General features: G+C 67.8%; 22 protein-coding genes. 10 read left to right on the top strand and 12 right to left on the bottom strand.

The window, feature by feature from the left end:
- Nucleotides 1-30 precede the first annotated feature (30 nt).
- The 3 genes from AC0Z6F_RS18980 to baeS form a co-directional block, all read right to left on the bottom strand.
- A complete protein-coding gene (locus tag AC0Z6F_RS18980) occupies nt 31-852 on the bottom strand; it encodes a nucleotidyltransferase domain-containing protein (RefSeq protein ID WP_006400370.1) in 822 nt (273 codons plus the stop codon).
- Between the two features lie 133 nt (nt 853-985).
- Complete coding sequence (locus tag AC0Z6F_RS18975; protein WP_485617400.1) at nt 986-1,675, bottom strand: response regulator; 690 nt, start codon at nt 1,673-1,675, stop codon at nt 986-988.
- Complete coding sequence (gene baeS / locus AC0Z6F_RS18970; protein WP_485617402.1) at nt 1,672-3,075, bottom strand: sensor histidine kinase efflux regulator BaeS; 1,404 nt, start codon at nt 3,073-3,075, stop codon at nt 1,672-1,674. The genes AC0Z6F_RS18975 and baeS overlap by 4 nt, the downstream gene beginning before the upstream one ends.
- A gap of 117 nt (nt 3,076-3,192) precedes the next feature.
- Between baeS and smeA the strand changes: the two genes are divergently transcribed.
- The 3 genes from smeA to smeC are packed head-to-tail and all read left to right on the top strand — an operon-like array spanning nt 3,193 to nt 8,963.
- Entirely contained in the window at nt 3,193-4,389 is a 1,197-nt protein-coding gene (gene smeA / locus AC0Z6F_RS18965) for a multidrug efflux RND transporter periplasmic adaptor subunit SmeA (RefSeq protein WP_006400304.1), read from the top strand.
- Between the two features lie 12 nt (nt 4,390-4,401).
- Complete coding sequence (gene smeB / locus AC0Z6F_RS18960; protein WP_485617403.1) at nt 4,402-7,551, top strand: multidrug efflux RND transporter permease subunit SmeB; 3,150 nt, start codon at nt 4,402-4,404, stop codon at nt 7,549-7,551.
- On the top strand, nt 7,548-8,963 hold the full coding sequence (smeC, locus tag AC0Z6F_RS18955) for a multidrug efflux transporter outer membrane subunit SmeC (RefSeq protein ID WP_485617405.1): 1,416 nt from the start codon (nt 7,548-7,550) through the stop codon (nt 8,961-8,963). Before smeB ends, smeC begins: the two co-directional genes overlap by 4 nt.
- An 84-nt stretch (nt 8,964-9,047) precedes the next feature.
- Here smeC and mnmG read toward each other — a convergent pair whose 3' ends face one another.
- Together mnmG and AC0Z6F_RS18945 are read right to left on the bottom strand one after the other, a co-directional pair.
- A complete protein-coding gene (gene mnmG, locus AC0Z6F_RS18950; RefSeq protein ID WP_485617406.1) occupies nt 9,048-10,937 on the bottom strand; it encodes a tRNA uridine-5-carboxymethylaminomethyl(34) synthesis enzyme MnmG in 1,890 nt (629 codons plus the stop codon).
- 548 nt (nt 10,938-11,485) lie between these two features.
- Nucleotides 11,486-11,971: a hypothetical protein gene (locus AC0Z6F_RS18945; RefSeq protein WP_012512405.1), complete on the bottom strand. Its 486-nt coding sequence runs from the start codon at nt 11,969-11,971 to the stop codon at nt 11,486-11,488.
- Nucleotides 11,972-12,130: 159 nt separating this feature from the next.
- On the opposite strand from AC0Z6F_RS18945, the gene AC0Z6F_RS18940 reads away from it, so the two are divergent.
- Both AC0Z6F_RS18940 and AC0Z6F_RS18935 read left to right on the top strand, forming a co-directional pair.
- Nucleotides 12,131-13,093: a pyridoxal-phosphate dependent enzyme gene (locus AC0Z6F_RS18940; RefSeq protein WP_012512404.1), complete on the top strand. Its 963-nt coding sequence runs from the start codon at nt 12,131-12,133 to the stop codon at nt 13,091-13,093.
- Nucleotides 13,078-13,722 (top strand): YdcF family protein, encoded by a 645-nt coding sequence (locus AC0Z6F_RS18935; RefSeq protein ID WP_041864602.1) that lies wholly within the window; start codon nt 13,078-13,080, stop codon nt 13,720-13,722. The genes AC0Z6F_RS18940 and AC0Z6F_RS18935 overlap by 16 nt, the downstream gene beginning before the upstream one ends.
- A gap of 154 nt (nt 13,723-13,876) precedes the next feature.
- On the opposite strand, the gene bioC is transcribed toward AC0Z6F_RS18935, so the two are convergent.
- From bioC to AC0Z6F_RS18905, 6 genes are all read right to left on the bottom strand, one after another.
- On the bottom strand, nt 13,877-14,761 hold the full coding sequence (gene bioC, locus AC0Z6F_RS18930; RefSeq protein WP_012512402.1) for a malonyl-ACP O-methyltransferase BioC: 885 nt from the start codon (nt 14,759-14,761) through the stop codon (nt 13,877-13,879).
- A 12-nt stretch (nt 14,762-14,773) separates the two neighbouring features.
- On the bottom strand, nt 14,774-15,553 hold the full coding sequence (locus tag AC0Z6F_RS18925) for an SDR family oxidoreductase (RefSeq protein ID WP_012512401.1): 780 nt from the start codon (nt 15,551-15,553) through the stop codon (nt 14,774-14,776).
- Nucleotides 15,554-15,582: 29 nt separating this feature from the next.
- Nucleotides 15,583-16,362, bottom strand: a complete 780-nt coding sequence (gene bioH / locus AC0Z6F_RS18920; protein WP_012512400.1) for a pimeloyl-ACP methyl ester esterase BioH — start codon at nt 16,360-16,362, stop codon at nt 15,583-15,585.
- A gap of 17 nt (nt 16,363-16,379) precedes the next feature.
- Nucleotides 16,380-17,603: an 8-amino-7-oxononanoate synthase gene (bioF, locus tag AC0Z6F_RS18915; RefSeq protein ID WP_012512399.1), complete on the bottom strand. Its 1,224-nt coding sequence runs from the start codon at nt 17,601-17,603 to the stop codon at nt 16,380-16,382.
- Nucleotides 17,604-17,670: 67 nt separating this feature from the next.
- Entirely contained in the window at nt 17,671-18,714 is a 1,044-nt protein-coding gene (bioB, locus tag AC0Z6F_RS18910) for a biotin synthase BioB (protein WP_006400133.1), read from the bottom strand.
- Nucleotides 18,715-18,872: 158 nt separating this feature from the next.
- Nucleotides 18,873-20,279, bottom strand: coding sequence for a hypothetical protein (locus AC0Z6F_RS18905; RefSeq protein ID WP_012512398.1), 1,407 nt, complete (start codon nt 20,277-20,279; stop codon nt 18,873-18,875).
- A gap of 341 nt (nt 20,280-20,620) precedes the next feature.
- Between AC0Z6F_RS18905 and AC0Z6F_RS18900 the strand changes: the two genes are divergently transcribed.
- The 5 genes from AC0Z6F_RS18900 (at nt 20,621) to AC0Z6F_RS18880 (ending at nt 24,493) form a co-directional block, all read left to right on the top strand.
- A complete protein-coding gene (locus tag AC0Z6F_RS18900) occupies nt 20,621-21,964 on the top strand; it encodes a chloride channel protein (protein WP_012512397.1) in 1,344 nt (447 codons plus the stop codon).
- Nucleotides 21,961-22,623 carry a hypothetical protein gene (locus tag AC0Z6F_RS18895; protein ID WP_012512396.1) on the top strand — a complete coding sequence of 221 codons (663 nt, stop codon included), beginning with the start codon at nt 21,961-21,963 and terminating at the stop codon, nt 22,621-22,623. The genes AC0Z6F_RS18900 and AC0Z6F_RS18895 overlap by 4 nt, the downstream gene beginning before the upstream one ends.
- A gap of 97 nt (nt 22,624-22,720) precedes the next feature.
- Nucleotides 22,721-23,416 carry a ComF family protein gene (locus tag AC0Z6F_RS18890; protein ID WP_012512395.1) on the top strand — a complete coding sequence of 232 codons (696 nt, stop codon included), beginning with the start codon at nt 22,721-22,723 and terminating at the stop codon, nt 23,414-23,416.
- A gap of 58 nt (nt 23,417-23,474) precedes the next feature.
- The gene (locus AC0Z6F_RS18885) at nt 23,475-24,026 is read left to right on the top strand and encodes an HdeD family acid-resistance protein (protein ID WP_012512394.1); all 552 of its coding nucleotides are present in this window, start codon (nt 23,475-23,477) and stop codon (nt 24,024-24,026) included.
- The gene (locus AC0Z6F_RS18880; protein WP_041864601.1) at nt 24,023-24,493 is read left to right on the top strand and encodes a SecDF P1 head subdomain-containing protein; all 471 of its coding nucleotides are present in this window, start codon (nt 24,023-24,025) and stop codon (nt 24,491-24,493) included. The genes AC0Z6F_RS18885 and AC0Z6F_RS18880 overlap by 4 nt, the downstream gene beginning before the upstream one ends.
- A gap of 52 nt (nt 24,494-24,545) precedes the next feature.
- Here the strand turns inward: AC0Z6F_RS18880 and AC0Z6F_RS18875 are convergent, their stop codons facing one another.
- On the bottom strand, nt 24,546-26,348 hold the full coding sequence (locus AC0Z6F_RS18875; protein WP_012512392.1) for an MFS transporter: 1,803 nt from the start codon (nt 26,346-26,348) through the stop codon (nt 24,546-24,548).
- Nucleotides 26,349-26,499 lie beyond the last annotated feature (151 nt).

Here is a 26,499-nt window from a genome sequence, read left to right as displayed (position 1 = left end):
GCCGGCACTACCAGAAGCAGGCGCGGTCGCCTATGCAGGCGCGTGTTCGGCCAGCATCTTCCGGAACAGCACGTCCAGCCACGCGCTGTCGCCCTGTCCAGCCGGCAGCGTCGGGGCCTGCGCGGCGCGCACGGCCATTGCGTGGTCGATGTAGTCGCTGATGATGACGACGCGCGGACGGGCCGTGACTTCGGCGCTGGCTCGCTTCACCACCAGCAGGGCATCGATGGCGTCGCGCACGGGACCGTCCGGCAGCAGCCGGTCCAGCAGGTCCTCGAAGGCCATGGGCGGCGGCGTGGATTCGCTTTCGATCCACTGGCAGGCAAGCAGGGCACGCAGCACGTACAGGTACTTCTTGGTACTGATGGTGGGCTCGCCCAGATGGCGGTTGTACGTGGTCTTCGCCATGCTCATGTAGTGCCACCAGCTGCCCAGCGGCGAATAGAACTCCTTCGCCGCCTCCCACAGTTGCGCCACCGCAGCGTCCTCCTGCCGATACACGATCGGCGAACGCAGCCACTCGATCAGCGTTGGATTGGACTTGGAGACCAGCCGCAGTGCCTTGCGCAGGTCCCAGCCGCTGACATCGAGCTCCTCGTCGATCGGCAGCTCGATCACATCGCGCTGTGCTTCGCCGGGACCGGTGGATTCGTTGACGCTGAGGTACCACGGCTGGCGATGCACGTAGATGAAGCGTGCATCGTAATCGCTGTCCGGCGAGGAGAAGCCCCAGCCGCGGCTGCCCGATTCGCAGGCAAGCAGCACACGCACATCGTGGCGCTGTTCGATCCCGGCGAGGGTGGAAAGGAGGGCGGCGCGCTTGTCCGGCGCGATCGGGTGAATGTCGTCCATGCAGTCGTGATTCGTTGATGTCGAGCGTGCTCGAGTGTAACGCAGGTGCGCACGGGTAGTGCCGGCCGCTGGCCGGCAACCACGGAAATCCAGGCGTGCCGCGCGGTTGCCGGCCAGCGGCCGGCACTACCCGCTACGGTTCGTAGCTGTAACCCATCCCGTATACCGACCGGATCGGCTCGCCCTCCATGCCGGCATCGGCCAGCTTGCGGCGCAGGTTGCGCACATGGCTGTCGACGGTGCGATCGACCACCACGCGATGGTCCAGATAGAGGCGGTCGAGCAGTTCATCGCGTGCCCAGATCCGGCCGGGCGTGGCCAGCAGGGTGCGCAGCAGGCGGTACTCCACCGGCGTCAGGTCCAGGCCCTTGCCGTTCCAGGTGGCGCGTGCCGCCGGTTCGTCGATGTGCAGGCCGCTGTTGGCGCGTGCAGCGGGGTCCGGGCGATAGCGGCGCAGCACCGCCACCACCCGCGCGACCACCTCGCGCGGGCTGAACGGCTTGCAGATGTAGTCGTCGGCACCGATCTCCAGGCCCAGCAGGCGGTCGATCTCTTCCACCCGCGCGGTGACCATGATCACCGGTACGTCGCTGGCTGCGCGCAGTTCGCGGCACAGGTCCACGCCATCGCGCTGCGGCAGCATCAGGTCCAGCAGCACCAGGTCAGGCTGGTAGCGCGCGAACGCGTCGATCACCAGGCCGCCATCGTCCACCCATTCGCTGGTCATGCCGGCAGCCGCCAGGTAGTCACGCAGGACCGAGGCCAGGCGTGGCTCATCCTCGACGATCAGGATCTTCGCGGGCGCAGCGGGGGACGTGCTCATGCAGGCTCCGGCAGGGTGATGACCACGCGCAGCCCGCCCAGTGGTGAGGGCTCGGCGTGGATGTGGCCGTGGTGGGCGAGGATGATGTTGTGGCTGATGGCCAGGCCCAACCCGCTGCCGCCGCTGGCACGGTTGCGCGAACTCTCCACCCGGTAGAAGCGCTCGAACAGCAGCGCGCACTTGTCGGCCGGCACGCCCGGTGCGGTGTCTTCCACGATCAGCTGCACGCTGGCAGGTACGCGCGCTGCCTGCACACGTACGCGGCCGCCGGTATGGGTATAGCGCAGCGCATTTTCCAACAGGTTGGCCAGGACCTGCTGCAGGCGCCGTTCGTCGCCGGATACCTGCAGTGGCGTGGCGGGCAGCGCTTCTTCCAGGGCCAGCCCCGCCGCGGAGAAGCGCACGCGCATGCCATTGAGTTCGCTGCGCAGCAGCGCCACCAGGTCCAGCGGCGCGAAGCGGTAGGCGAGGCCGCCGGACTGGGTCATCGACAGATCGTGCAGGTCGTCGACCAGCTTGCCCAGCTGGCGGATCTCGCTTTGCAGGCCACCGAGGTTGGCGCGGTCCAATGGACGGATGCCGTCCTCGATCGCTTCCAGCTCGGCGCGCACCACCGCCAGCGGCGTGCGCAGCTCGTGCGAGATGTCGGCGATGAACGCGCGGCGGTTGCGCTCGGTATCGTCCAGCGCCTGTGCCATCCGGTTGAAGTCGTTGACCAGCGCGTCCAGTTCGTCGTCGCTGGTGCGTTCGATGCGTGTGGCGTAGTCACCGGCGGCGAGCCGGTGCGTGGCCGCGGCCAGCTTGGCCAGGCGCTGGCGCAGCGCACGCGACACCAGCCAGGCCAGCAGCACCGTCACCAGCAGCAGGGCGACGCCGATCACCCACCAGGCGCGCACCTGGGTGTTGTAGAAGTTCAGATCGTTGGTGGCGATGACCGTCTGGAACGGCACCATGCCCAGCCAGCCGACGGTGTGCCCGTCCAGCTGCACCGGATGCGGCTCGTCATCACTGGTGGCATCGGGGTTGCCGGCCACGAACCGGTGGCGCGCATCGAACAGGCCCAGCCGCGACGGTACGCCGGTCTGGTCGGACAGCGGCGGCACCGGTCCCTCGTGTCCATGGGCCAGATCCGGACGCAGCAGCCGCGCCCAGCGGTCACTGTCACCGCGCAGATGCTCCCAGCCGCCGTGCGCGCTGTACTCGCGCTGCAGGTGGGGCATCAGGCGCTGCATGCGCAGGTCGCCCTGGTCGTTGAGGTAGTCCAGGAAGCCGGTCTGGAACGCAACGCGACTGGCAATGCCGTTCACTGCCAGCACCAGCAGGCAGGCGGTGAAGATCGCGAGGAAGGTCTTCGCGGTCAGGCCGAATTTGAGTCGAATCTTCACCATCGCGGAGGCCATTAGCGGCGCATGCGGCGCTGAAAGCAAGCGCCAGCTGAGCCGGTCGCACATTCTCCATATTCTCTGCACAGTTCCACGGCAGCGTGCACGGGTCAACGCAAGGCCCCCACGCCCCCCATGTCACTCCCGCGCCCGCTGTCCCGCTCCCCCCATCCGCTGCTGTTGCCCCTGCTGATGTCCCTGGCGGCCTGCTCGGCGGGCAGGTCCGAAACGCCAGCCACGCCTGAAGTCGGCGTCATTACCGCCAGCGCGCAGCCGCTGGCGCTGCAGCAGACCCTGCCTGGTCGGGCGGTGCCGTTCGAGGTGTCCGAGGTACGGCCGCAGATCGGCGGGCTGATCCGCCAGCGGTTGTTCACCGAAGGCCAGCAGGTCAAGGCCGGGCAGTTGCTGTACCAGGTCGATCCGGCGCCGTACCAGGCCGCCTTCGATACTGCTCGTGGCCAGCTGGCGCAGGCCGAGGCCACCGTGCTGTCGGCGCAGCCGAAGGCCGAGCGCACGCGCACGCTGCTGGGCCTGGATGCGGCCAGCAAGCAGGATGCCGACGATGCCACTTCGGCACTGAAGCAGGCGCAGGCCAATGTGATTGCCGCGCGCGCTGCGCTGCTGGCCGCCCGCATCAACCTCGGCTACACCCGGATCAGCGCACCGATCGACGGCCGCATCGGCACCTCCAGCGTCACTGCCGGCGCGCTGGTCGCTGCCGGCCAGGACGCGGCGCTGGCGACCATTCAACGGTTGGATCCGGTGTACCTGGATGTGACCCAGTCCAGCACGCAGATGCTGGCACTGCGCAAGCAGCTCGATGCCGGCCTGGTGAAGGCCATCGATGGCAAGGCACAGGTGAAGGTGCTGCTGGAGGATGGCAGCACGTACGCGCATGAAGGGACCCTGGAGTTCGTCGGCAGTGCGGTCGATCCGGGCACCGGCAACGTGGTGCTGCGTGCGGTCATTCCGAACCCGGACGGCCTGCTGTTGCCGGGGATGTATCTGAAGGCGGTGCTGCCGATGGCCACCGATGCGCGCGCGCTGCTGGTGCCGCAGAAGGCGGTGCTGCGCAATGAACGCGGCGAGCCGCTGCTGCGCCTGCTCGACGCCAGGGACCATGTGGTGGAACGCCGGGTCGGCATTGGTCAGGTGGTGGGCAACCAGTGGCAGATCACGCAGGGCTTGAAGGCCGGTGAGCGGGTGATCGTCAGCAACGGCAGTGCGGTTTCGCTCGGCCAGCAGGTGAAGGCGATAGCGGCCACCACCGCGCAGCTGGCCGCCATGCCGGCGATCGACCCGAACGGCAACACCGACGAAACGTCGCACTGAGGCCTGCCGCGCATGGTTCGTTTCTTCATCGACCGGCCGATCTTCGCCTGGGTGATCGCCATCGCGGTCAGCCTGCTCGGCCTGCTCGCAATCCTGATCCTGCCGGTGGACCGCTACCCGCAGATCGCCCCGCCCACCATCACCATCCGCGCCACCTACACCGGTGCCTCGTCGCAGACCGTGGAAAACGCGGTCACCCAGGTCATCGAGCAGTCCCAGCAGAGCCTGGACCACCTGATGTACATGACCTCCACCAGCGCCTCCGATGGCTCGGCGCAGGTCAACCTGGTGTTTGCCACCGGCACCAACCCGGACACCGCGCAGGTACAGGTACAGAACCAGCTGCAGGCGGCCATGGCCACCTTGCCGCAGGCGGTGCAGCAGAATGGGCTGACCATCACCAAGTCCAGCGGTTCGATCTTCGAGGTGCTGTCGTTCACCAGCGAAGACGGCAGCATGGACAACTTCGATGTCGCCAACTTCATGGAAGCGCGCATCGACGACCAGATCAGCCGTGTCAGCGGCGTCGGCAACATCCAGCCGATCGGCCAGGAATACGCCATGCGTATCTGGCTGGACCCGGAAAAAATGCGCCAGTACGCGCTGATGCCGTCGGACATCGAGACCGCGCTGCAGGCGCAGAACACCGACGTGTCGGCCGGTGAACTCGGTGGCCAGCCGGCGCTGAAGGGCCAGCAGCTGGACGCGACCGTGACCGCGCGCAGCCGACTGCACACCTCCGAGCAGTTCGCGCAGGTGGTGCTCAAGGCCGACGCCGGTGGCAGCGTGGTGCACCTGGGCGACGTGGCGACGATCGGCCTGGGCCCGGAAAGCTACGACAGCATCAGCACGTTCAACGGCAAGCCGTCGGCCTCGCTGGGCATTGAACTCAATGCAGGTGCGAACGCGATCGCCGTCTCCAAGTCCATCGATGCACGGCTGCAGCAGCTGCAGAAGTACTGGCCACACGGCTACACCGCCCACGTGGCATTCACTACCACGCCGTTCGTGACCATCTCGCTGAAGGAAGTGGTGATCACCCTGATCGAGGCGATCGCGCTGGTCGTGCTGGTGATGTACCTGTTCCTGCAGAACTGGCGGGCCACGTTGATCCCGACCATCGCGGTGCCGGTGGTGTTGCTGGGTACGTTCGGCGTGCTGGCGGCCTTCGGGTATTCGATCAACACGCTGACCATGTTCGCACTGGTGCTGGCCATCGGCCTGCTGGTGGACGATGCCATCGTGGTGGTGGAGAACGTGGAGCGGGTGATGACCTTCGAGGGGCTGGCGCCGAAGCCGGCCACGCTGAAGGCGATGGGCCAGATCACCGGCGCGCTGGTCGGCATCGTGCTGGTGCTGACCGCGGTGTTCCTGCCGATGGCGTTCTTCAGCGGTGTCACCGGCGTGATCTATCGCCAGTTCTCGGTGACGATTGCCGCTGCGATGATCCTGTCGGTGCTGGTGGCGATGACCATCACCCCGGCGCTGTGCGGCAGCATCCTGCATCAGATTCCCAAGGGCGGCCATCCGCATGGCGATCACGGCGGCGAGCCGAGCCTGCTGGGCGAGTTCTTCATCTGGTTCAACCACCGCTTCGAGCGCACCTCCAATGGCCTGCGCCATCGCGTCGATGGTTTCCTCGGCCGGCGCACGATGGGTGTGCTGTTCTACCTGGTGCTGAGCGTGGCCACAGGCCTGCTGCTGTGGCACCTGCCCGGCGCATTCCTGCCCGATGAGGACCAGGGCATGCTCAACGCGCTGGTGAAGCTGCCAGCCGGCTCCACCCTGGAGCAGACCCGTGCAGTGATGGATCGCCTCAGTGCGGCCGCGGTGAAGGACGACAGCGTGCTCTCGATCCAGGCCACCGCCGGTTTCAGTGTCACCGGCAGCGGCCAGAACGTCGGCCAGGCCTTCATCCGGCTCAAGGATTGGGATGACCGCAAGGACGATGCCGATACCATCGCCGCGCGCTTGACCGCGGCCATGGCCAGCGTGCCCGATGCGCAGGTATTCATCACCTCGCCACCGGCCATCCTCGGCCTGGGCGACGCGGGCGGTTTCACCCTGGAACTGCAGGACGAAGGCGGTGCCGGCCATGCCGCCGCCGTGGCTGCGCGCAACACGTTGCTGAAGGAGGCCGCCAAGGATCCGAAGCTGGTCAACGTGCGCTACGCCAGCCTGGAAGACGCGCCGGTGTACGCAGTGAAGGTGGACGACGCCAAGGCGCAGGCCATGGGCGTGAATCCACAGGACATCAATGACACCTTGAACGCGGCGTTGGGCGGCGACTTCGTCAACAACTTCATCTACAAGGGCCGCATCAAGAAGGTGTTCATCCAGGGCACGGCCGAAGCACGCATGCAGCCGCAGGACATCGAGCGCTGGAGCGTGCGCAACCAGGCCGGGCAGATGGTGCCGCTGTCGTCGCTGATCAGCACGCATTGGACCAATGCGCCGGCCGCATTGCAGCGCTACAACGGCGTATCAGCGATGGAAATCACCGGGCAGCCGGCAGCGGGCATCAGTTCCGGTGAGGCGATGGCTGAGATCGCGCGCCTGGCCGACACACTGCCGGAAGGCTTCAGCCACGCGTGGTCGGACATGGCCTACCAGGAGCAGCTCTCGGGCAACCAGGCGCCGATGCTGTATGCCATCTCGCTGCTGTTCGTGTTCCTGTGCCTGGCCGCGCTGTATGAAAGCTGGGCGGTGCCGTTCGCGGTGATGCTGGCGGTGCCGGTGGGTGTGTTCGGCGCCGTGCTGATGATGAACCTGCGTGGCCTCAACAACGACGTGTACTTCCAGGTTGGGCTGCTGACCACGATTGGTCTGGCGGCGAAGAACGGCATCCTGATCGTCGAGTTCGCGCGCATCCTCGAGCAGCAGGGCAAGCGCACGCGCGAGGCGATCCTGCAGGCGGTGTACCTGCGGCTGCGGCCGATTGTGATGACCTCGCTGGCGTTCCTGATGGGCGTGCTGCCGCTGGTGTTCGCCACCGGCGCCGGTTCGGCCGCGCGCCGTTCGCTGGGTACGGGCGTGGCCGGCGGCACGGTCGCGTCGATGGTGCTGGGCATGTTCTTCGTGCCGCTGTTCTACCTGCTGGTGCGCCGCCTGTTCCCGGGCCGCGCGCCGGCCGATGCCACTGCCGCGGAGGCAAACCCATGAAGCCGATGCTGCTGCGCGCCCTGGCGGCCGCAACGATGACCACGGTGCTGGGCGGCTGCGTGAGCATGGCCCCGCACTACCAGCGCCCCGAGGCGCCGGTGCCGGCGCAGATCGGCAATGCCGCCACGGGCGAGGCCGAGCCGGTATTGACGATGCCGGCGTGGCGCGAGGTGTTCCTGGAACCGCGCCTGCAGCAGGTGATCGCGCTGGCGCTGCAGAACAACCGCGACCTGCGCGTGGCGGTGCTGCAGGTGCAGAAGGAGCGTACGCAGTACCGCATCCAGCGCGCGGCGCTGCTACCGTCGGTGGATGCCAGCGGCAGTGTTACCCGTTCGCGGGTGAGTGATGCCAACAGCGAGACCGGTGCCACCCAGATCACCGAATCCGATGCCGTGCAGGTGGGTATCAGCAGCTGGGAGCTGGACCTGTTCGGGCGCATCCGCAGCCTGAAGAACGAGGCCCTGCAGAACTGGCTGGCCAGCGCCGAGAACCAGCGCGCCGCGCGCACCAGCCTGGTGGCCGAAGTGGCCACGGCGTGGCTGGCGCTGGCGGCGGACGAGCAGTCGCTGGCGTTCACCCGGCAGACCCTGGACAGCCAGCAGCAGACCCTGCAGCGCACCGAGGCCCGCCATGCACAAGGCCTGGCCTCGGGCCTGGACCTGTCGCAGGTGCAGACCAGCGTGGAAGCCGCGCGCGCTGCGCTGGCCAAGCTGCAGACCCAGCAGGCGCAGGATCGCGATGCGCTGCAGTTGCTGGTGGGCGCGCCGCTGGACGCGGCATTGCTGCCCGGCGCGCAGGCACTGGATGGCACCGTGGCGCTGGCACCGTTGTCGGCCAACCTTCCCTCAAGCGTGCTGCTGCAGCGCCCGGACGTGCTGTCCGCCGAACACGCACTGCAGGCAGCCAATGCCGATATCGGTGCCGCGCGCGCCGCGTTCTTCCCGACGCTGACGCTGACCGCCAACTACGGCCACAGCTCCACCGCGTTGTCGACGCTGTTCTCGGCCGGCACCCGCGGCTGGTCGTTCGCACCCAGCATCACCGCGCCGATTTTCCACGCCGGCGCGTTGAAGGCCTCGCTGGATGCCTCGAAGATCGGCAAGGACATCGGCATCGCCCAGTATGAGAAGGCAATCCAGCAGGCCTTCAGTGAAGTGGCCGATGCGCTGGCCACGCGCGATCACCTGATCGCGCAGATGGAGGCCCAGCGTGCGCTGGTCGCCGCCAGCCAGCGCAGCTATACGCTGGCCGATGCGCGTTACCGCACCGGGCTGGACGGCTACCTGCAGGCGCTGGATGCACAGCGCAGCCTGTACGCTGCGCAGCAGGACCTGATCGCCCTGCAGCAGCAGGAAGCGGGTAACCGGGTGACGCTGTTCAAGGTGCTGGGCGGTGGGGCGGACGCGCAGTAACGCGTGCGGTAGCGCCGGGCCATGCCCGGCGGATTTTCGCGTACCGCTGCGCTCGCCGGGCACGCCCCGGCGCTACCACACGCTTTACGCCACGCGTCCCCGGCGTGCGCGTTCCAGGTGCACCAGCAGCAGCGAGATCGCTGCCGGGGTCATGCCCGGGATGCGCTGCGCCTGACCGATGGTCTGCGGCCGCACACGCTCCAGCTTCTGCAGTGCTTCGGCCGACAGCCCGCGCACGGTCGCGTAATCGAAGGCTTCAGCGATCGGCGTGGCCTCATGCCGCTGCTGGCGCTCGATCTCATCGCGCTGGCGATCCAGGTAACCGGCGTACTTCACGCCGATCTCCACCTGCTCGGCCACCTTGCCGTCGGCCACTGCCGGGCCCAGCGAGGGCACCTGCATCAGCGTGGCGTAATCCAGCTCGGGGCGCTTGATCAGGTCCAGCACGTTGGTTTCGCGGCTGACCGCCACGCCCAGTGTTTCGTTCACTTCGCGGCCCAGTGCATTGGCCGGGGTCGCCCAAAGCGCGCCCAGCCGGGCGCGCTCGGCGTCCACCGCAGCCTGCTTGGTCTCGAACGCGCTCCAGCGGTGATCATCGACCAGGCCCATCCCGCGGCCGACCGGGGTCAGGCGCTGGTCGGCGTTGTCTTCGCGCAGCTGCAGCCGGTACTCGGCGCGGCTGGTGAACATGCGGTACGGCTCGTTGGTGCCGTGGGTGATCAGGTCATCCACCAGTACGCCCAGGTACGCCTCGTCGCGGCGCGGGCACCAGCCGTCCAGCCCGCGCACCTGGCGCGCGGCGTTGAGGCCGGCCAGCAGGCCCTGCGCGGCCGCTTCTTCATAGCCGGTGGTGCCGTTGATCTGGCCGGCGAAGAACAGGCCGTTGACCAGCTTGGTTTCCAGCGAGGCCTTCAGCCCGCGTGGATCGAAGAAGTCGTACTCGATCGCATAGCCGGGACGGGTGATGTGCGCGTTCTCGAAACCGCGGATGCTGCGCACCATCTCCAGCTGCACGTCGAACGGCAGCGAGGTGGAGATGCCGTTGGGATAGATCTCGACGATGCCCAGGCCTTCGGGTTCGACGAAGATCTGGTGGCTGGCCTTCTCGGCGAAGCGCACCACCTTGTCTTCGATGGACGGGCAGTAGCGCGGACCGATGCCTTCGATCTGGCCGCTGTACAGCGGCGAGCGGTGCAGCGCGTCGCGGATGATCTGGTGGGTCTGCTCGGTGGTGTGGGTGATCCAGCAGCTGACCTGCTGCGGATGCTCGTCCACAGAGCCGAGGAAGGACATCACCGGCCGCGGCGTATCGCCGGGCTGCTCGTCCATCACGCTGTAGTCCAGCGAGCGGCCGTCGATGCGCGGCGGCGTACCGGTCTTCAGGCGGTCGACCTGGAACGGGCGCTCGCGCAGGCGCGCGGCCAGCGTGGTGGCCGGCGGGTCGCCCATGCGGCCGGCGGCGTACTGGGTCGGCCCGACATGGATCTTGCCGGCCAGGAAGGTGCCGGCGGTCAGCACCACGGCCTCGGCGTCGAAACGCAGGCCGGTCTGGGTGATGACCCCGCGCACGGCGTCGCCCTCGATCACCAGGTCATCGACGGCGGCCTGGAATACGGTCAGGTTGGCCTGGCCTTCGACGATCGCGCGGATCGCCATGCGGTACAGGTTGCGGTCGGCCTGGCAGCGGGTGGCACGCACGGCCGGACCCTTGGAGGCGTTGAGCGTGCGCCACTGGATGCCGGCGCGGTCGGCGGCATGCGCCATCGCGCCGCCAAGCGCGTCGATTTCCTTGACCAGGTGGCCCTTGCCGATGCCGCCGATGGCCGGGTTGCAGCTCATCGCGCCCACCGTCTCGATGTTGTGGGTCAGCAGCAGGGTGCGCACGCCGGTGCGGGCCGCGGCCAGCGCGGCTTCGGTGCCAGCGTGGCCACCGCCGATGACGATGACGTCGTAACGATGGAAGGACGGGTTCATGGGTGCTGTTCAGCTGGGGGCGGGCGCGGCCGGGGGCGGCGCCGGGGTGGCGATTTTAGCGCCATTCCGGGCCGGGACGTCGTCGCCAGCCGCCTGGTGTCGAAATCAGCCCTAAAGTTGGCAGGATTTTTGCAGATAACCCAATAGCACCCACCGTGGCTGGCGCCGTAGGCGCCCGTGACCGGAATTGGAACAGGGGCCGGTACAGGCGCACGGTGGGGGAGCAGGGGGCCGGCAGTCGGGGGACTGTCCGGCCCTGTTTTTTTGGGGTCACCGGGAAAGCTCCATCCACGCATGGCGTGGATCTATTGAAGCTGGGGCTCTCGCCGGTTGGCGACCCGGCAAAACAAACGGCCCCGCATTGCGGGGCCGTCTGCCTTCAGAGGTGCCGACATCCGACAGGGCCGGAACAGGGGGGATCCAGATGTTCCTGTCGGATATCGACGTAGAGCTTTTTGCGGCGGCCCGTGTCGTTTTTGTCACTTTGTGACGCGGGCCGTCACCATCCCCGTAGATTGCGGCTTAGACCGTGTGAAATGCAAGACGGTTCAGCGCTCAACTGTGCGCTGCGTCCCACGATCCATGTTGCGCCAGGGGGAACCGTTCATCCTCGGTGCGCTCGGCGCCGGCGCCGGACGGGCCTGCGGCGGGGGCGCCGACGGCTGCACGTTGGACTGCGGCGGGCGTCGCATCGAATCCATGTTCCGCCACGGCGAACCCCCGTTGTAGGACGGGCGCGACGGCGGCGGACGGTTCTCGCCACCATTGCCCGGACGCGGCGGCGGGCGGTGGTTGTGCGGCGGGCGGTAGATCGGGCGCGAGTAGTACGGATTGCCGTAGCCACCGTAGTAACCGCCATAGCCGCCGTAGTACGGGTAGCCGGAGTTGTAGGGATAGCCGGCCGGGTAGCGGTATTCCACCGACGGCGCACCGTGGTAGTAGCCGCCACCGCGGCCACCGCCGACGTAGTCGTAGGTGGTGCAGCCGGTCAGGGCCAGCATCAGGCCACCGGCAAGCATCAAGCGCGTTTTCATGGTGGGTCCCCCCAGAGGACGGGTGTGCAGTCAGCTTCGTGCGCGGGCATTGAATCGACCCTTAATTCCACCGGCCAGGATGAATGGAGGTGAAGGCCCGCATGCTGGCATGACCTGTGCCCCGGTCGCCAGCGCGGGGGCATACGTTAATCTTGCGTCATGAGCGATTCACTGTTGCCCCGCGCCGACGACGTCCTGCTTGCTGCCGCGAGGATCGCCCCGCATGCCAGCGTGACCCCGGTGCTGCGCTCGCACACGCTCGATGCGCTGGCCGGGGCACAGCTGGCCTTCAAGGCCGAGCACCTTCAGCGTGGTGGCGCGTTCAAGTTCCGCGGTGCCTGCAATGCGGTGTGGTCGCTGGATGCCGGCCGCGCCGGTGCCGGCGTGGTGACCCATTCCTCCGGCAACCATGGCGCCGCGCTGGCGCTGGCCGCGCGCACCCGGGGCATTCCCTGCCATGTGGTGGTGCCGGAAGGCGCGGTGGCGGCCAAGCTGGCCAATATTGCCCGGCATGGCGCCACGCTCTGGCACTGCCCGGCGACCATCGCCGACCGTGAAGCCACCTGCGCCAAGGTGCAGGCCGATACCGGCGCGACCCTGGTCCACCCCTATACCGATCCGGCGGTGATGGCCGGGCAGGGCACTGCTGCCCTGGAACTGCTGCACAGCGACGGCCCGTTCGACGTGCTGGTGGTGCCGGTGGGCGGCGGCGGCCTCGCCAGCGGCACTGCGCTGGCCCTGCAGCACGCCAGCCCGCAGACCCGGCTGGTGCTGGCCGAACCGGCCGGCGCCGATGACACCGCGCGCTCGCTGGCTGCAGGCGAGCGTCTGGGCGCGTTCACCCCGGACACGATCTGCGATGGACTGCGCACCCTGATCGGCGCACCCAACTTCGCGCTGCTGCGCGCGGCCGGCGCCGAAGTGATCGTGGTCGACGACGTGGCGACAATGGCCGCGATGCGCCTGTTGTGGGAGGTCCTCAAGCAGGTGGTCGAACCGTCCTCGGCCACCGTGCTGGCCGCAGTGCTGGCGCAACCTGAGCGCTTTGCAGGGCTGCGCGTCGGGCTGGTGCTGTCCGGCGGCAACGTCGACCTGCCAGCGCTGCGCTGGGGGGCGCCGTGAGCCGCGACCGGCAGCGGCATCGCACCGGCCTGCTGGGCTGGCTGTGGCGGCTGTTTGTCCTGCTGGTGATCTGGCTGCTGGGCGTGACCGCGTGGATCGTGTGGGTTGGTGAACGCGACCAGGCCGCCAAGGCCGACGCCATCATCGTGCTGGGTGCGGCGGCCTATGACGCCAAGCCATCACCGGTGTTCGAAGAACGCATCCGCCATGGCCTGGACCTGTACGAGGCCCGCTACGCGCCGCTGCTGATCTTCACCGGTGGCTATGGCGGCACCGGTGCACGCTTTTCCGAATCACAGGTGGCGCGACGCTACGCGCTCAAGCACGGCATCCCGGACGATGCGATCCTGATCGAGACCGCCTCGCGCAACACCGTGCAGAATCTGGTCGAAGCCAAGCGGTTGATGGAGCAGCGTGACCTGCACCGGGTGATCATTGTCAGTGACCCGCTGCACATGGCGCGCGCGCTGCGCCTGAGCAAGGCACTGGGGATCGACGCGCTGGCCTCGTCCACGCCCAGCACGCGCTTCCGCAGCTTCCACACCAGCTGGCGCTTCCTGGTGCAGGAGATCTACTTCTTCCACCGCGATCTGGTGCGCCCGCCGCTGAGTTCGCCGGCCAATACCTGAGGCGGAAGACTGCCTTGGGTGAGTGCCAACCAAGGTTGGCACCTACCAGAGCGATTCGCGTACGGCGTGGCATGCGGTAGTGCCGGCCGCTGGCCGGCAGATGCCCACCATGGAATCATTAGGTTGCCGGCCAGCGGCCGGCACTACCGGACGATCAGGTCTGCCTGCGCCGGATCGGAATCGCCGACACCGGCACCGATGCCACGTCATGCCCACCTTCGCGGATCGGCGCGCCCGGGTCCGGCGCCCAGGCGTGGGCATAGATCACCTCCCAACTGCTCGGCAGCTTGCCGTCGGCGCGGCGCATCGGCTCGTAGGCGGCCGCAGCAGCAGCGAAGCGGCCACGCCCGGTCAGCGTGTGGCGGCGGTCGACGCGGGCATTGGTCGCGCCCATCGCACGCAGTTCGCGCATCAGCGACGGCAGGTCGTCGTAGGTCAGGGTGAACAGGTCGCGGTCCAGCACCGGGTCGCGGAAGCCGGCCATCATCAGCGCATCGCCGAACTGGGCGATCTGCGCGAAGCGGCTCACGTGCGGGCGGTCATCGGCAGCGGCGAATGCTTCGTTGAGCTCGACCAGCGTTTCCGGGCCGAAGGTGGAACACACCAGCAGGCCGCCCGGCTTGAGTACGCGACGGAACCCGGCGAACACCGCCGGCAGGTCGTCCACCCACTGCAGGCACAGGTTGCTGAAGATCACGTCCACGCTGTTGTCGGCCAGCGGCAGCGCGGCGGCGTCACCGCACAGGCGCTGGAACGGCTTCCACCAGCCGGCCTGGCGCTTGGCCTGGTCCAGCATCGGCAGCGCCACGTCCAGCGCGATCACCTGCGCCTTCGGCCAGCGCTTCTTCATCAGCGCGCTGGCGTGTCCGGTACCGGCACCGATGTCCAGCACCACCTCGGGCTTGCGTGCCTCCAGGTAGTCCAGCGATTCGATCAGCCGCGACTGCACCTCGCGCTGCAGGGCGGCGGCGGCGTCATAGCTGTTGGCGGCGCGGGCGAACGCGCGGCGGACATGGCGGGCATCGAAGTGGGACGGCATTGCGAAAGTCTCTTAGAACGTACCGGGGTAGGCGCCGCCATCGATCAGCAGGTTCTGCCCGGTGAGGTAACCGGCCTGTGCGCTGCAAAGGAACGCGCAGGCGGCGCCGAATTCATCCGGCGTGCCGAAGCGGCCGGCGGGGATCTGCTGGCGGCGGCGTTCGGCCACTTCGCCAGCATCGCCGTCCTTGCCGGCACTGTGGGCGAAGTTGGCACGCAGGCGGTCGGTGTCGAACTGGCCGGGCAGCAGGTTGTTGATGGTGACGTTGTGGGCCACGGTGCGGCGCGACAGGCCGGCGACGAAGCCGGTCAGGCCACTGCGCGCACCATTGGACAGCGCCAGAATGTCGATCGGGGCTTTCACCGCCGATGAGGTGATGTTGACGATGCGGCCGAAGCCGCGTTCGATCATCGCGTCGACGGTGGCGCGGATCAGCGCGATCGGCGCCAGCATGTTGGCGTCCAGCGCGGCAATCCAGTCGTCACGCTCGAAGGTGCGGAAATCACCGGGCGGCGGGCCACCGGCGTTGTTGACCAGGATGTCCACCTGCGGGCACGCGGCCAGCGCTGCGGTACGGCCGGCCTCGGTGGTGACGTCGGCGACGACCGCGCGTACCTCGGCGGCGCCGGCCAGCGCGCGCAGCTCTTCAGCGGCGACCTGCAGCGCAGCTTCACCACGAGCCATGATCACCACGTTGACGCCCTCGCGCACCAGCGCACGCGCGCAGCCCAGGCCCAGCCCCTTGCTTGCGCCGCAGACCAGTGCCCAGCGGCCATTGATACCCAGATCCATGCGTCAGTCCTGCGGAATTCGGAAGGCGCTCATTGTCCGCCATCGGCCGGTGACAGGCCGGCAACGAAGTGTTGCAGGGCGGCGGCCACTTCGTCGGCATGGCCGAGGAAGGGCGCATGGCCGCCGTGGGCGATGGTCAGCGCCTGCCCGCCCAGGGCCAGTGCCGCGGCGGCCTGCATCGCTGCCGGTGAGACCAGCCGGTCGCGTTGGCCGGCGATCCACAGGCTGGGTTTGCCCAGCGTCGGCAGCGCGCCACGCAGGTCGGTGCTTTCCAGCAGCCGCAGGCCCTCCAGCAGCGCGCGCTCGGTGGGTGCACCGCGCTCGACCAGGCGCTGGCGCAATGTGCGCAGCTCCTCGCGGGCGTGCGCCGAGCCCATCACGTCCAGCGCCAAGAAGCGCTCCAGGGTGCCACCGAAGTCGCTGGCCAGCTCGCGCCCGAACTGTTCGAACACCGCCGGTTCCACCGCGTGCGGCCAGTCTTCGCCACGCACGAAGCGCGGCGTGGCGGCGATCATCGCCAGCCCGCGCACCTTCGGCAGGGTGGCCGCCGCATGCAGCGCGAACAGGCCGCCCAGCGACCAGCCACACCACACCGCCGGCGGCGTGGCCGCGGCAATGGCATTGACCACGAACGGCAGGCGCAGCGGCGTGGTGTCGTCGCGGCTGTGACCATGGCCGGGCAGGTCGACCAGGTGCAGGGTGAACTGGTCCGCCAGGCGCTGCACCAGCGGCGCGAACACACCGCCCTGCAGGGCCCAGCCATGGATCAGTACCAGGTCCGGCCCACGGCCGGTCACTTCAATATGCATGGGGAACTACACGGAACTCAGGCAAAGGCGGGCAGCGGCGGTGGCGCGGCTTCACGCACGGCCAGGGTCACGCGATCGCGCGCGTTGGCGATGGCCTCCACCAGGCCACGCACCTGTTCCGGCGTATGCAGCGCGGACAGCGTCACGCGCAAGCGTGCCTTGCCTTCCGGCACCGTCGGCGGGCGGATCGCACCGACCAGCCAGCCGGCCTGTTCCAGCGCCGTGGACATCGCCACGGCGGTATGGTCATCACCGCACAGCAGCGGCTGGATCGGCGTTTCCGAAGCCATCAGGTCCAGGCCATGGCGACGCGCTTCACTGCGGAACAGCGCGATCAGGTCGGTCAGCTTGGTGCGGCGCCAGTGGTCGCGGCGCGCCAGGCGTACTGCTTCCAGGGCCGCCGCTGCCATCGCCGGTGGCACGGCGGTGGTGTAGATGTAGGGACGTGCGGTTTCGGCCAGATGCTCGATCAGGTCGTCGCGGCCCAGCACCAGCGCGCCGGAACCGCCCAGTGCCTTGCCCAGCGTGACCAGCTGCAGCGGCACATCGTCCACGCTCAGGCCAGCGGCCGCGACGGCGCCGCGACCATCACCGACCACGCCCACACCGTGCGCGTCATCGACGTAGAACAGCGCCTGCTGCAGGCGTGCCACAAGCGACAAAGCGCGCAGCGGTGCGATGTCGCCATCCATGCTGAAGACACCGTCGGTGGCCAGCATGGCCGCGCCATCGGGCGCGTGCTTGAGCTGACGCATTGCACCTTCGGTATCCAGGTGCGGATAGCGGCGCAGGCGTGCACCGGCCAGCCGCGTGGCATCGAGCAGGCTGGCGTGGTTGAGCTTGTCCTGCACGCAGACGTCGTTCTCTTCGCTCAGCAGTGCCTGCTGAACCGCCAGGTTGGCGGCGAAGCCACTGCCGAACAGCAGCGCACGCGGATAGCCCAGCCACTCGGCCACTTCGCGTTCCAGCGCTTCGTGCATGGCGTGGTGACCACAGACCAGGTGCGAGGCACCGGCGCCAGCGCCTTCGCGTGCGGCGGCGTCCTGCAACGCGTTGACCACGCTGAACTGCTGGGCCAGGCCCAGGTAGTCGTTGCTGCAGAAGCCGGTCAGCCACTGGCCGTCCACTTCCAGGCGTACGCCATCACGACGGGTGACCGTGCGCCGCGTGCGGCGACGGCCTTGGGCATCGCGCAGGGCGCGCTGGGCGTGGAGGCGGGCGGTCAGGTCGGGGCGGGCCATGGTGGCTGAATGCGACGACGGGGCGGCTAGGGTAGCGCGTTGCCGCGACGCCTGCCTGTGTCCCGTCTCAGGCCGCGTGAGCGCAGCCACAGCCGGGCGCATCGGCGCTGATATCGGCGTGCACGGTACCGCCGTGGTCGTGGCCCTCGGCATCCACCTGCACCGCCATCGGCTGCAGTCCCAGCCGCGCGAACAGCGCCAGGTCGCGCTCGCTCTCCGGGTTGCCGGTGGTCAGCAGCTTGTCGCCGTAGAAGATCGAATTGGCACCAGCGACGAAGCACAGCGCCTGCAGTTCATCGCTCATCGCCTCGCGACCGGCCGACAGCCGCACCATCGAGCGCGGCATGACGATGCGTGCCACCGCGATCATGCGCACGAACTCGAACGGGTCCAGTTCGGCGCTGCCATGCAGCGGCGTGCCCGCCACCTGCACCAGCTTGTTGATCGGTACCGAATCGGGATGCGCCGGCAACGTGGCCAGCGCCAGCAGCAGGCCGACACGCTGCGCGCGCGTCTCGCCCATGCCGACGATGCCGCCGCAGCAGGTCTTCAGGCCAGCATCGCGCACGTGCTCCAGCGTATCCAGGCGGTCCTGGTACTGGCGCGTGTGGATGATCGAATCGTAGTAGTCCGGCGCGGTGTCGAGGTTGTGGTTGTAGTAGTCCAGTCCCGCATCCTTCAGCGCACGCGCCTGCCCGCCACTGAGCATGCCCAGCGTGGCGCAGGTCTCCAGGCCCAGCGCCTTCACCCCGGCGATCATCGCCGCCACCTTCGGGATGTCGCGGTCCTTCGGCGAACGCCACGCGGCACCCATGCAGAAGCGCGAGGCACCGGCGGCCTTGGCCTGGCGTGCCTTGGCCAGCACTGCGTCGGTCTCCATCAGTTTCTGCGCGTTCACCCCGGTGTTGTAGCGCTGCGCCTGCGGGCAGTACGCGCAGTCTTCCGGGCAACCACCGGTTTTCACCGACAGCAGCGTGGAGACCTGCACCTGGGCTGGGTCGAAGTGCTCGCGATGGACCGCTGCGGCGCGGAACAGCAGCTCGGGGAACGGCAGATCGAACAGCGCCTGCAGTTCGTCGTGTTGCCAGTCGTGGCGGATGGCAGCAGCCATGGCGGGACCCTGGGTACGAGTGGAGCGAGGGCGGCAGTGTGGGTGGGCGTGCGCAGGCTGTCAACAATATTCATGTTCACATGGTTTACAGTGTTTGCACTCCGGGCGATCCCGCCCGGCGCGTTGCTTCTGTCGTCGAGCGCGAAAAGTGATCGGCATCAAGGCGTGTGCGGTGTTTCGCTGATCAACGCGGTCACCTTGCCGAGGATGAAGGGACCGTCATCGAAGTAGCCGTGGCCCCAACCTTCGCGCTGGTCGGCATTGAGGTCATCAAGGGTCCACCAGCTCACCGCGCTTTCTCCTTTCCGGGCGAAGAACGCCTGGCAGGCCGAGATGTCTGCCCACGCCGCAGAGTTGCTATAGACGCTCTCCCGGGTGAAGAAGCGTTCCATGCCGAGCAGAGGCTCATCGGCAGCATCTTCGAAGATGTTGGACACGATGTAGAGCAGCGAACCGGGAAAGAACAGTGAACGCTCGCTGGCTTCGTCGGCATCCCTCATCGCCAATTGCCGGAACCTCCCGATGCGGTTCTCGTGCTTCGAGATGGCATGCGCGAACCGACGACACGTCACCGCAGGCGCTTCGAGAATAAGGTCGAACGTCAGATCCGGAAGGATCTGCGCTGCCTGGTCCAACAGCTCGCACAGGAAGATGCTGCCGGCGCTGTGGCCGACGAGCGTGATGCGGGGAACAGAGGCTTCGGACTGCAACTGCCTGTGCAGCTCGCGCAGGAATCTGACGCCACCCGATGCCGGGCCGTCGAATGAATCCTGTGCATCCTTCTTCATGGGATTCCACCAGCCGATGCGCCCCACGTCATCGAGATAGAACTCTCGCAGTACTTCTTCCACGATCACGGCGGAGACGGCACCTGGCCGCCCCCGGCCACTGTGCTGGCGTTGCCATACGCGTATCACCAGTCTGGCCACCTTGATGGCCAGCGCGATCCAGTTCAATGCTACGGCCTTGTTGGGTGACGGAGTGCCAAACAGTTCCATTGCCGTGCGCTCGTTGACGATGGCCGCGTGTTCGGCTGGCGGTTCATGTGCCAGCATCTTGTTTACGGGCGTCAGCGTCGCCTCCCTGTAATCCTCCCGGGCCTCGGCAAGGGCCTGGTTCACCTCGGGATCTTCAGCGAACTCCTGTGCGAGATCTGCCGAAAGGCTTTCCTCGTCGGGTGGCGCGGCGTTGAGGATCTTCATGCCGGGCGTGAATGCCTGTTCACCGCCGAGCTTTTCCAGGATCTTGTCCTGGACTTTCCTGAAGAGCAGTTTGGCGAGTACTGCACCCAGGATCTCGCCCAGGTTGTTCAACGGAGCTTCGATGTCACCCGTTTCCCAGACGAAGAACAAGGGGTAGGCCTGTGCCCGCACATAGGGGTCATGCAGGGTTTCTGCGATGCGCCGTCCACGCTTCTGCGAAACACGGCCGCCATGTACATGGATGACGATTCCGGAAGGTGACCTGGCCTGCAGCGCGCGACCGACAATCCGGCGAAGGTCTGATTCCTGCAGCGTGCCATCACGAAGATGGATGATGTGATCCAGCGGGTCGTAGGCATTCATCTCACACTCCATTGTCATTGAGGATGTCGAGAACGAAGCAATTCACGCAGATGTCGGCACGCAGGTGCTGGCAAGCGCTACCGCGATGACGAGCGGTGGCGGCCTTTCGTTGCCGGCGGAGCTGCACCCCTCCCCAGAGGGCAGCGGCTGCAATGCTACCTCCACGAGGCGCGGTGGACGAACCCGGTAGGAATCGGCCGGCCTTCACGCATGTGGGACGGCGTGCCATTGCTGCCAAAGCATGCGGTTCCCGGCGCGTGAGCGTATTCACCACATCCTGCAAGGCCTTCAGCCACAGTACCCGCTGTCCGCCTTCCTCCGCAGCGTCCAGACTGCCCCGCATGACCGATCTCCACCGCCTCCGCGGCCGCATCACCGCGCTGGTTCTCAGCGAGGCCTGGCGTCGCCGTGCCGCGCTCTGGGGCGGCGCCGTGGCCGTGGCACTGGTGGCCATCCTGTTCGCCAAGGCCAGCGACGCGGCCTTCCATCTGTTCCAGCGCATCACCGCGCACTCGCCGTGGTGGGCCCTGCTGCTTACGCCCGGCATCTTCGCGCTGTTGGCCTGGTTGACCGCGGGCGTGCTGAAGCCCACGCGGGGCAGCGGCATTCCGCAGGTCATCGCCGCGTTGGACAAGCCGGATGAGTCGTTCCGCAGGACCAATCTTTCGCCCGCGGTCTCGGCGGGCAAGCTGCTGCTGACCTCGTTGTCGCTGCTCGGCGGCGCGTCGGTCGGGCGCGAAGGGCCCACCGTGCATGTGGGTGCCAGCCTGATGTACCTGTTCGGCCGCTGGTTTGGCTTCAAGGACCCGCGCGAGCTCTCGCACTTCCTGCTGGCCGGTGGCGCGGCAGGCATCGCGGCGGCATTCAACACGCCGCTGGCCGGTATCGTTTTTGCCATCGAGGAGCTCAGCGGCCGTTTCGAGCATCGGTTTTCCGGCACCTTGCTGACCGCAGTGATCGTTGGTGGCGTGGTGTCGCTTGGCCTGCTGGGCAACTACACCTACTTCGGCCATGTGAGCGCACGCCTGCCGCTGGGCCAGGGCTGGCTGGCGATCCTGTTGTGCGGCGTGGTGGCGGGCTTGCTGGGCGGGCTGTTCGCACGCGCAGTGCTGGCCAGTGCGGCGGGCCGCCCGCGTTGGCTCGGGCAACTGCGGCAGCGGCATCCGGTTCTGTTGGCCGCAGGCTGCGGTCTGGTGGTGGTACTGCTCGCCCTGGTCTTCGGCGAAGGCGCGTTCGGCACCGGCTACGAGCAGGCGCGCAGCCTGGTGCAGGGGCAGGCGATGGTGGGCCATGAATTCGGTCTGATGAAGCTGCTGGCGAATCTGGCGTCCTACGTGGCGGGCATCCCCGGTGGCCTGTTCTCGCCGGCGCTGGCGGTCGGTGCCGGCCTTGGGCACAACCTCGCGGTGCTGATGCCGGGTGTGGATCCGCGTGCGTTCGTGCTGTTGGGCATGTGCGCCTATCTGACCGGCGTCACCCAGGCACCGCTGACCTCGGCGGTGATTTCGCTGGAGCTGACCGACAGCGGCGATCTGCTGCTGCCGATCCTGGCCACGGTGCTGATCGCGCGCGGCGTGTCCGGGCTGGTGTGCCGCGTGCCGATCTATCGTGGTCTGGCGGAGGTGTTGATGATGCCCGCCGTGGCGCCGCACTCGCCTTCCAGCGGAAAGGATTTCACGAAGTGAGTTACACCATCGCCCCTGAACAGGTCATCGATTATCCGCCCGAGCGCTTGCGCGAGTTCCATGGCAGCGTGGTCGAGTACATCGACAACCGGGTGTTCATGCTGGATCCGGGGCAACTGGTCGGCGAGCCTGCCGCGCAGGCCTACCGGGAGACCGCAGCCGGGATGTTCACCGCGCTGGGCTGGCAGGGAGATGGCCGCATCGAGCTGTTGTGGCTGCCCGCCTTCGTTTTCCCGCTGTCCGAGCACATGGCGGATGTTGGTGTTGGCGTCTGGCATGTCAAGCAGGACGAAGACGGCATCTCCTACCTGTTGTCGCCAGTGCCGATGCCGTTCGAGGCACTGCACAACACGCCACACTGGAAGGAGGTCCGCCAGGCGGCAGACCGCAGGCGCGGTGCACTGGGCCGAGCGGTGGATGAAGTCCTGCACTACGTATGGGATCCAATAGGCATCCAGGCCAATCCGGACTGCCGTGGCGAGTACGCGGCCTACGCAGATCGCATCGAGTCCCAGCTGCTGCGCGGTGCAGGCGAACAGGAAGTGTGTGCGGCCCTTGCCGGCATGGCCCGCAATGAGATGGGCGTCAATCCGGATGAGCACAGGACCCAGCGCGCCGCCGCCGCCCTGGTGGCCTGGCGGGCCTCCCTGCGTGACTGACCCGATGAGACGGCCGACAGCACTGCGTCCGCTTTCCTGACCGTCCGGTGTGGTTGCCGGTGATGGTTCCGGCATCGTTGCGCGGGCAGGTTGGGGTATGCCTCTTGCCTACCTCCCTCTACCGGCGGATTGGCCCGCAGCGCTGCTTCGCGTGCTCCTGCCACTGCGGTGTCTGGTCTGCGGCGACCCGGGCCACGATGATCTTGACCTGTGCCGCACCTGCCTTGCCGACCTGCCGTGGGCCGGCCGCGCCTGCCTGCGCTGCGCATTGCCGTTGCCGGACAACGCCCTGATCGTCTGCGGCAGCTGCCGCGAGGAAGCGCCACCGCAGGCCGCTACCCATGCCAGCTTGTTGTACCTGCCGCCGGTCGACCAGCTGCTGGTGCGGTACAAGTTCCATCAGGACCTCGCCGCCGGTCGCCTGCTCGCACAGTTGATGCAACGCGCACCGCCGCCCTGGTGGTGCCCGCCGCTGGTGCCGGTGCCGCTGCATAGGCGGCGCCTGCGCCAGCGCGGCTACAACCAGGCCGCCGAACTGTGCCGCCTGCTGCCGATGCCGGTCTGGCAGGGGCTGTACCGGCGGCGGCATACCGCGCCGCAGTCCGAGCGTACGGCCGAACAGCGCAGGGAAAACCTGTTCGATGCGTTCGATGTACGTGGTCCGGTGCCGCCGCGACTGACCGTGGTGGACGATGTGATGACCACCGGCAGCACGGTGATGGAGGTTGCGGAGACGCTGCGGTGGGTGGGAGTGGACGAGGTGCGCGTATGGGTCTGCGCGCGGGCGCCGTGATCGCCCTCTTCATCACCAGGGGCTAGGATGAACCCGGTTCCGGATCGAAGGAGTGGCCATGAATTCCCCCTTGTCTCCCTTGTTGTCGGCGGTCGGCCGTAGCTGGTGGATCCTGCTGTTGTATGGGCTGGTCGCGCTGGGCTTCGGCATCATCGCCATCGGCTGGCCGCTGTCGGCGGCGATGGTACTGGCGTGGACGCTGGGCGTGATGGCCATCGTTGAAGGTGTCATCAGCCTGTTCGCACTGGTCAGCGGCGGCAGCGGTGCCTCGCGTGGCTGGCTGGCACTGTATGCCATCGCCTCGCTGGGTTTCGGCATCCTGGCGGTGATCAATCCGCTGGCCACCGCCAGCGTGCTGGTGCTGTTCCTGGCGGCATGGCTGCTGGTGGCCGGCATCTATCGCATCGTGTTCGCGATCCGCGTACGCAAGCATATCCAGGGCGAGTGGCTGCTGATTCTCAGTGGCGTGCTGGCGGTGGTGCTGGGCCTGTTGTTCGCGGCCAACCCGTATGCAGGCGTGGCGGTGACCACGCTGTGGATCGGTATCGGCAGCCTGCTGTACGGGCTGTTGCAGGTGCTGGTGGCGTTCAAGCTGCGGAAGCTGAAGTGAGGGGCGCGCGTCCGCTCCTGCTGGGCGCAGCGCTGGCCTTGACCGGATGCATGCCGGGCGCTACGCCCGGTGCGTTGGCAGGCAAAGATCATGCGCCACGCCCCGGCGTGGAAGTGCGCCTGAGTGCGGTCGATGCGGCGGGCAAGGGTACGCCGGCGCAGTGGCAGGGCGAGACCCTGGCCCTGCGCGAGCCGCCGATTGCCGGCAGTGCCGACATCGCCGATGTGCGCTATGTGCTGGACGCCAGCCAGCAGCCCGGCTTGCAGATCCGCTATCGGCCGGAGGCACATCAGCGCATCCACGATGGCACCGCTGCCTTGGTGGGCCAGCGTGCGGCGCTCAGCGTGGATGGCCGCGTGCTGATGGTGGCGACGGTGCAGGGGCCGTTCGGTGAATCGATGATGCTGAGCGGGTTGTCCAGCGTTGCCGAGGCGCGGGAGCTGGCCAGGCACATCACGGGCGAATGACGGGCGCGCCAATACCCCCGCGCTGCGCGCGGAGGTCGACCCAGGTCGACCGCTACCGGGCGAACCGCGCTTCGATCTCTTCCAGCGACTTGCCCTTGGTTTCCGGCAGCCAGAACGCGGCCACCAGGAAGAACACGAAGGTGCACGCCGCCCAGAACACGAACATGCTGGCGTAGCCGTAGTGGCCCACGGTGGGCAGGAAGATCGCGGCGATGGTGGTCGACACGAACTGGTTGATCAGCAGCGCGATGCTCATGCCATTGGAGCGGATGCGGTTCGGCATCAGCTCCGACAGCGCCAGCCACACGCATACGCCGGGGCCGACCGCGAAGAACGCGACGAACACCAGGATGCAGGCGGCCACTGCCCAGCCGTGTGCCGGTGGCGGCACCGGGCCGATGCGGGCCTGTTCGATGCGTAGCGGCGCCTGCGCCGCAGCGGCCGGGTCGGCGAACGGGTTCAGATGGAGTTTGCGGAAGAACGCGCCGATCACACTGTCCGGCTGCACGGTGCCGGCGCGCTCGATGCGCAGCTCGCGATCAATCAGGTTGTCGCTGCGCAGGGCACGCACATTGGTGAAGTCACCGTAGGCGTAGGAGACGGTCAACTGCATCGGCCGGCCTTCGCTGTCGATGCCAGCGCCCAAGCGATGCCACTGCGCATCGTCCAGTACCAGCTGCAGGCCATCGCCGCTGACCGCCGCCTGCAGCTGCGGCTGCACGTCGGTGCGACCGCGCTCGGCCTGGAAGAACAGTGTCGCCGCGGCCAGCAGGGCCACGCAGATGCCGCCACTGCCAAGCATCAGCAGGAACTTGCGGCCCTTGCGGTCGACCAGCAGCAGCGCGACCACGGTCATTACCGCGTTGAGCAGCTTGATCGCCACGTCGGCGCCATTGGCCACCGAGCCGGACAGGCCGGCCTGGTTGAGGATGTTCACCGCATAGGCCAGCACCGAGTTGATGCCAGTGGCCTGGGTGCAGGCCAGGACCACGCAGGCGAGCACGAACGGCACCACATAGCGGCGGCTGAGCAGCGGGTCGCGCTTGCCGCTGTTGCTGCTGGATTCCGGCGCCTGGATCTGTGCGAGCGTCGGCTCGACCTCCGAAGCGGGCAGCACGCGCTGCAGGCTGCGGCGGGCATCATCGATGCGGCCGCGACGCACCAGCCAGCGCGGCGATTCGGACAGCCAGAAGATGCCGGCGCAGAACAGCAGGCCCGGTGCCAGGCAGGTCCAGAAGATGGTGCGCCAGGCGTGGTCCTTCACCGCAAACAGCTCCTGCGCCTGCTGCGCCACCGGCAATGAGCGCACGGCTTCAGCGGCGGCATCCACCGCATGCGCGTGATAGAGGCCGATCAGCGCCGCCAGCACCAGGCCGATGGTCAGCAGCAGCTGGAACATGGCCGCGCCGCGCCCGCGTCGCTCGGGGCTGAGCACTTCGGCCAGGTACAGCGGAATCACCACGCCGATCAAACCGCCACTGATGCCCTGCAGCAGGCGTCCCAGCAGCAGCGGCGTGTAGCCGGAGGCCAGTGCCATGATCGGGATCGAGGCGGTGAACAGCAGGCCGGCCAGCAGCATCGCACCGCGGCGACCGATCAGGTCGGCGACCATGCCGGCGAACAGCGAGGACAGCACGCTGCCCAGCAGCACCGCCGCCACGACGAAGCCGAGCTGCTGGCTGCTGAGCTGCCAGGCGTGGCTGGCGGTGGCTTCAAGATAGGGCAGGGCGCCCGCGATGATGCCGATGTCGATGCCGTACAGCAGGCCACCGAGGCCGCCGATGAAGAGCAGGTAGCGTACGGGCCAGCGCGGAGCGGTGGAAGCGGGTACGGCAGGTGCGGCGGCTGCGGTCATCGGCGTATTCCTGGAATAACGGGGATGGTGCGGGGCTGAGGCATTGCGCTTGCGCGCTTCATGTAGAGCCGAGCCATGCTCGGCTGCTTTCCGTTCCGATATTGAGGTTCTCCATGCCGCGCTTCGCGCGGTGAGCCGAGCATGGCTATGC

This window comes from Stenotrophomonas sp. 1L-E-5-B-C3 (assembly GCF_057292075.1).
Note: the sequence above shows the minus strand (reverse complement) of the source record. Positions and strands in the feature narration are given on the sequence as shown.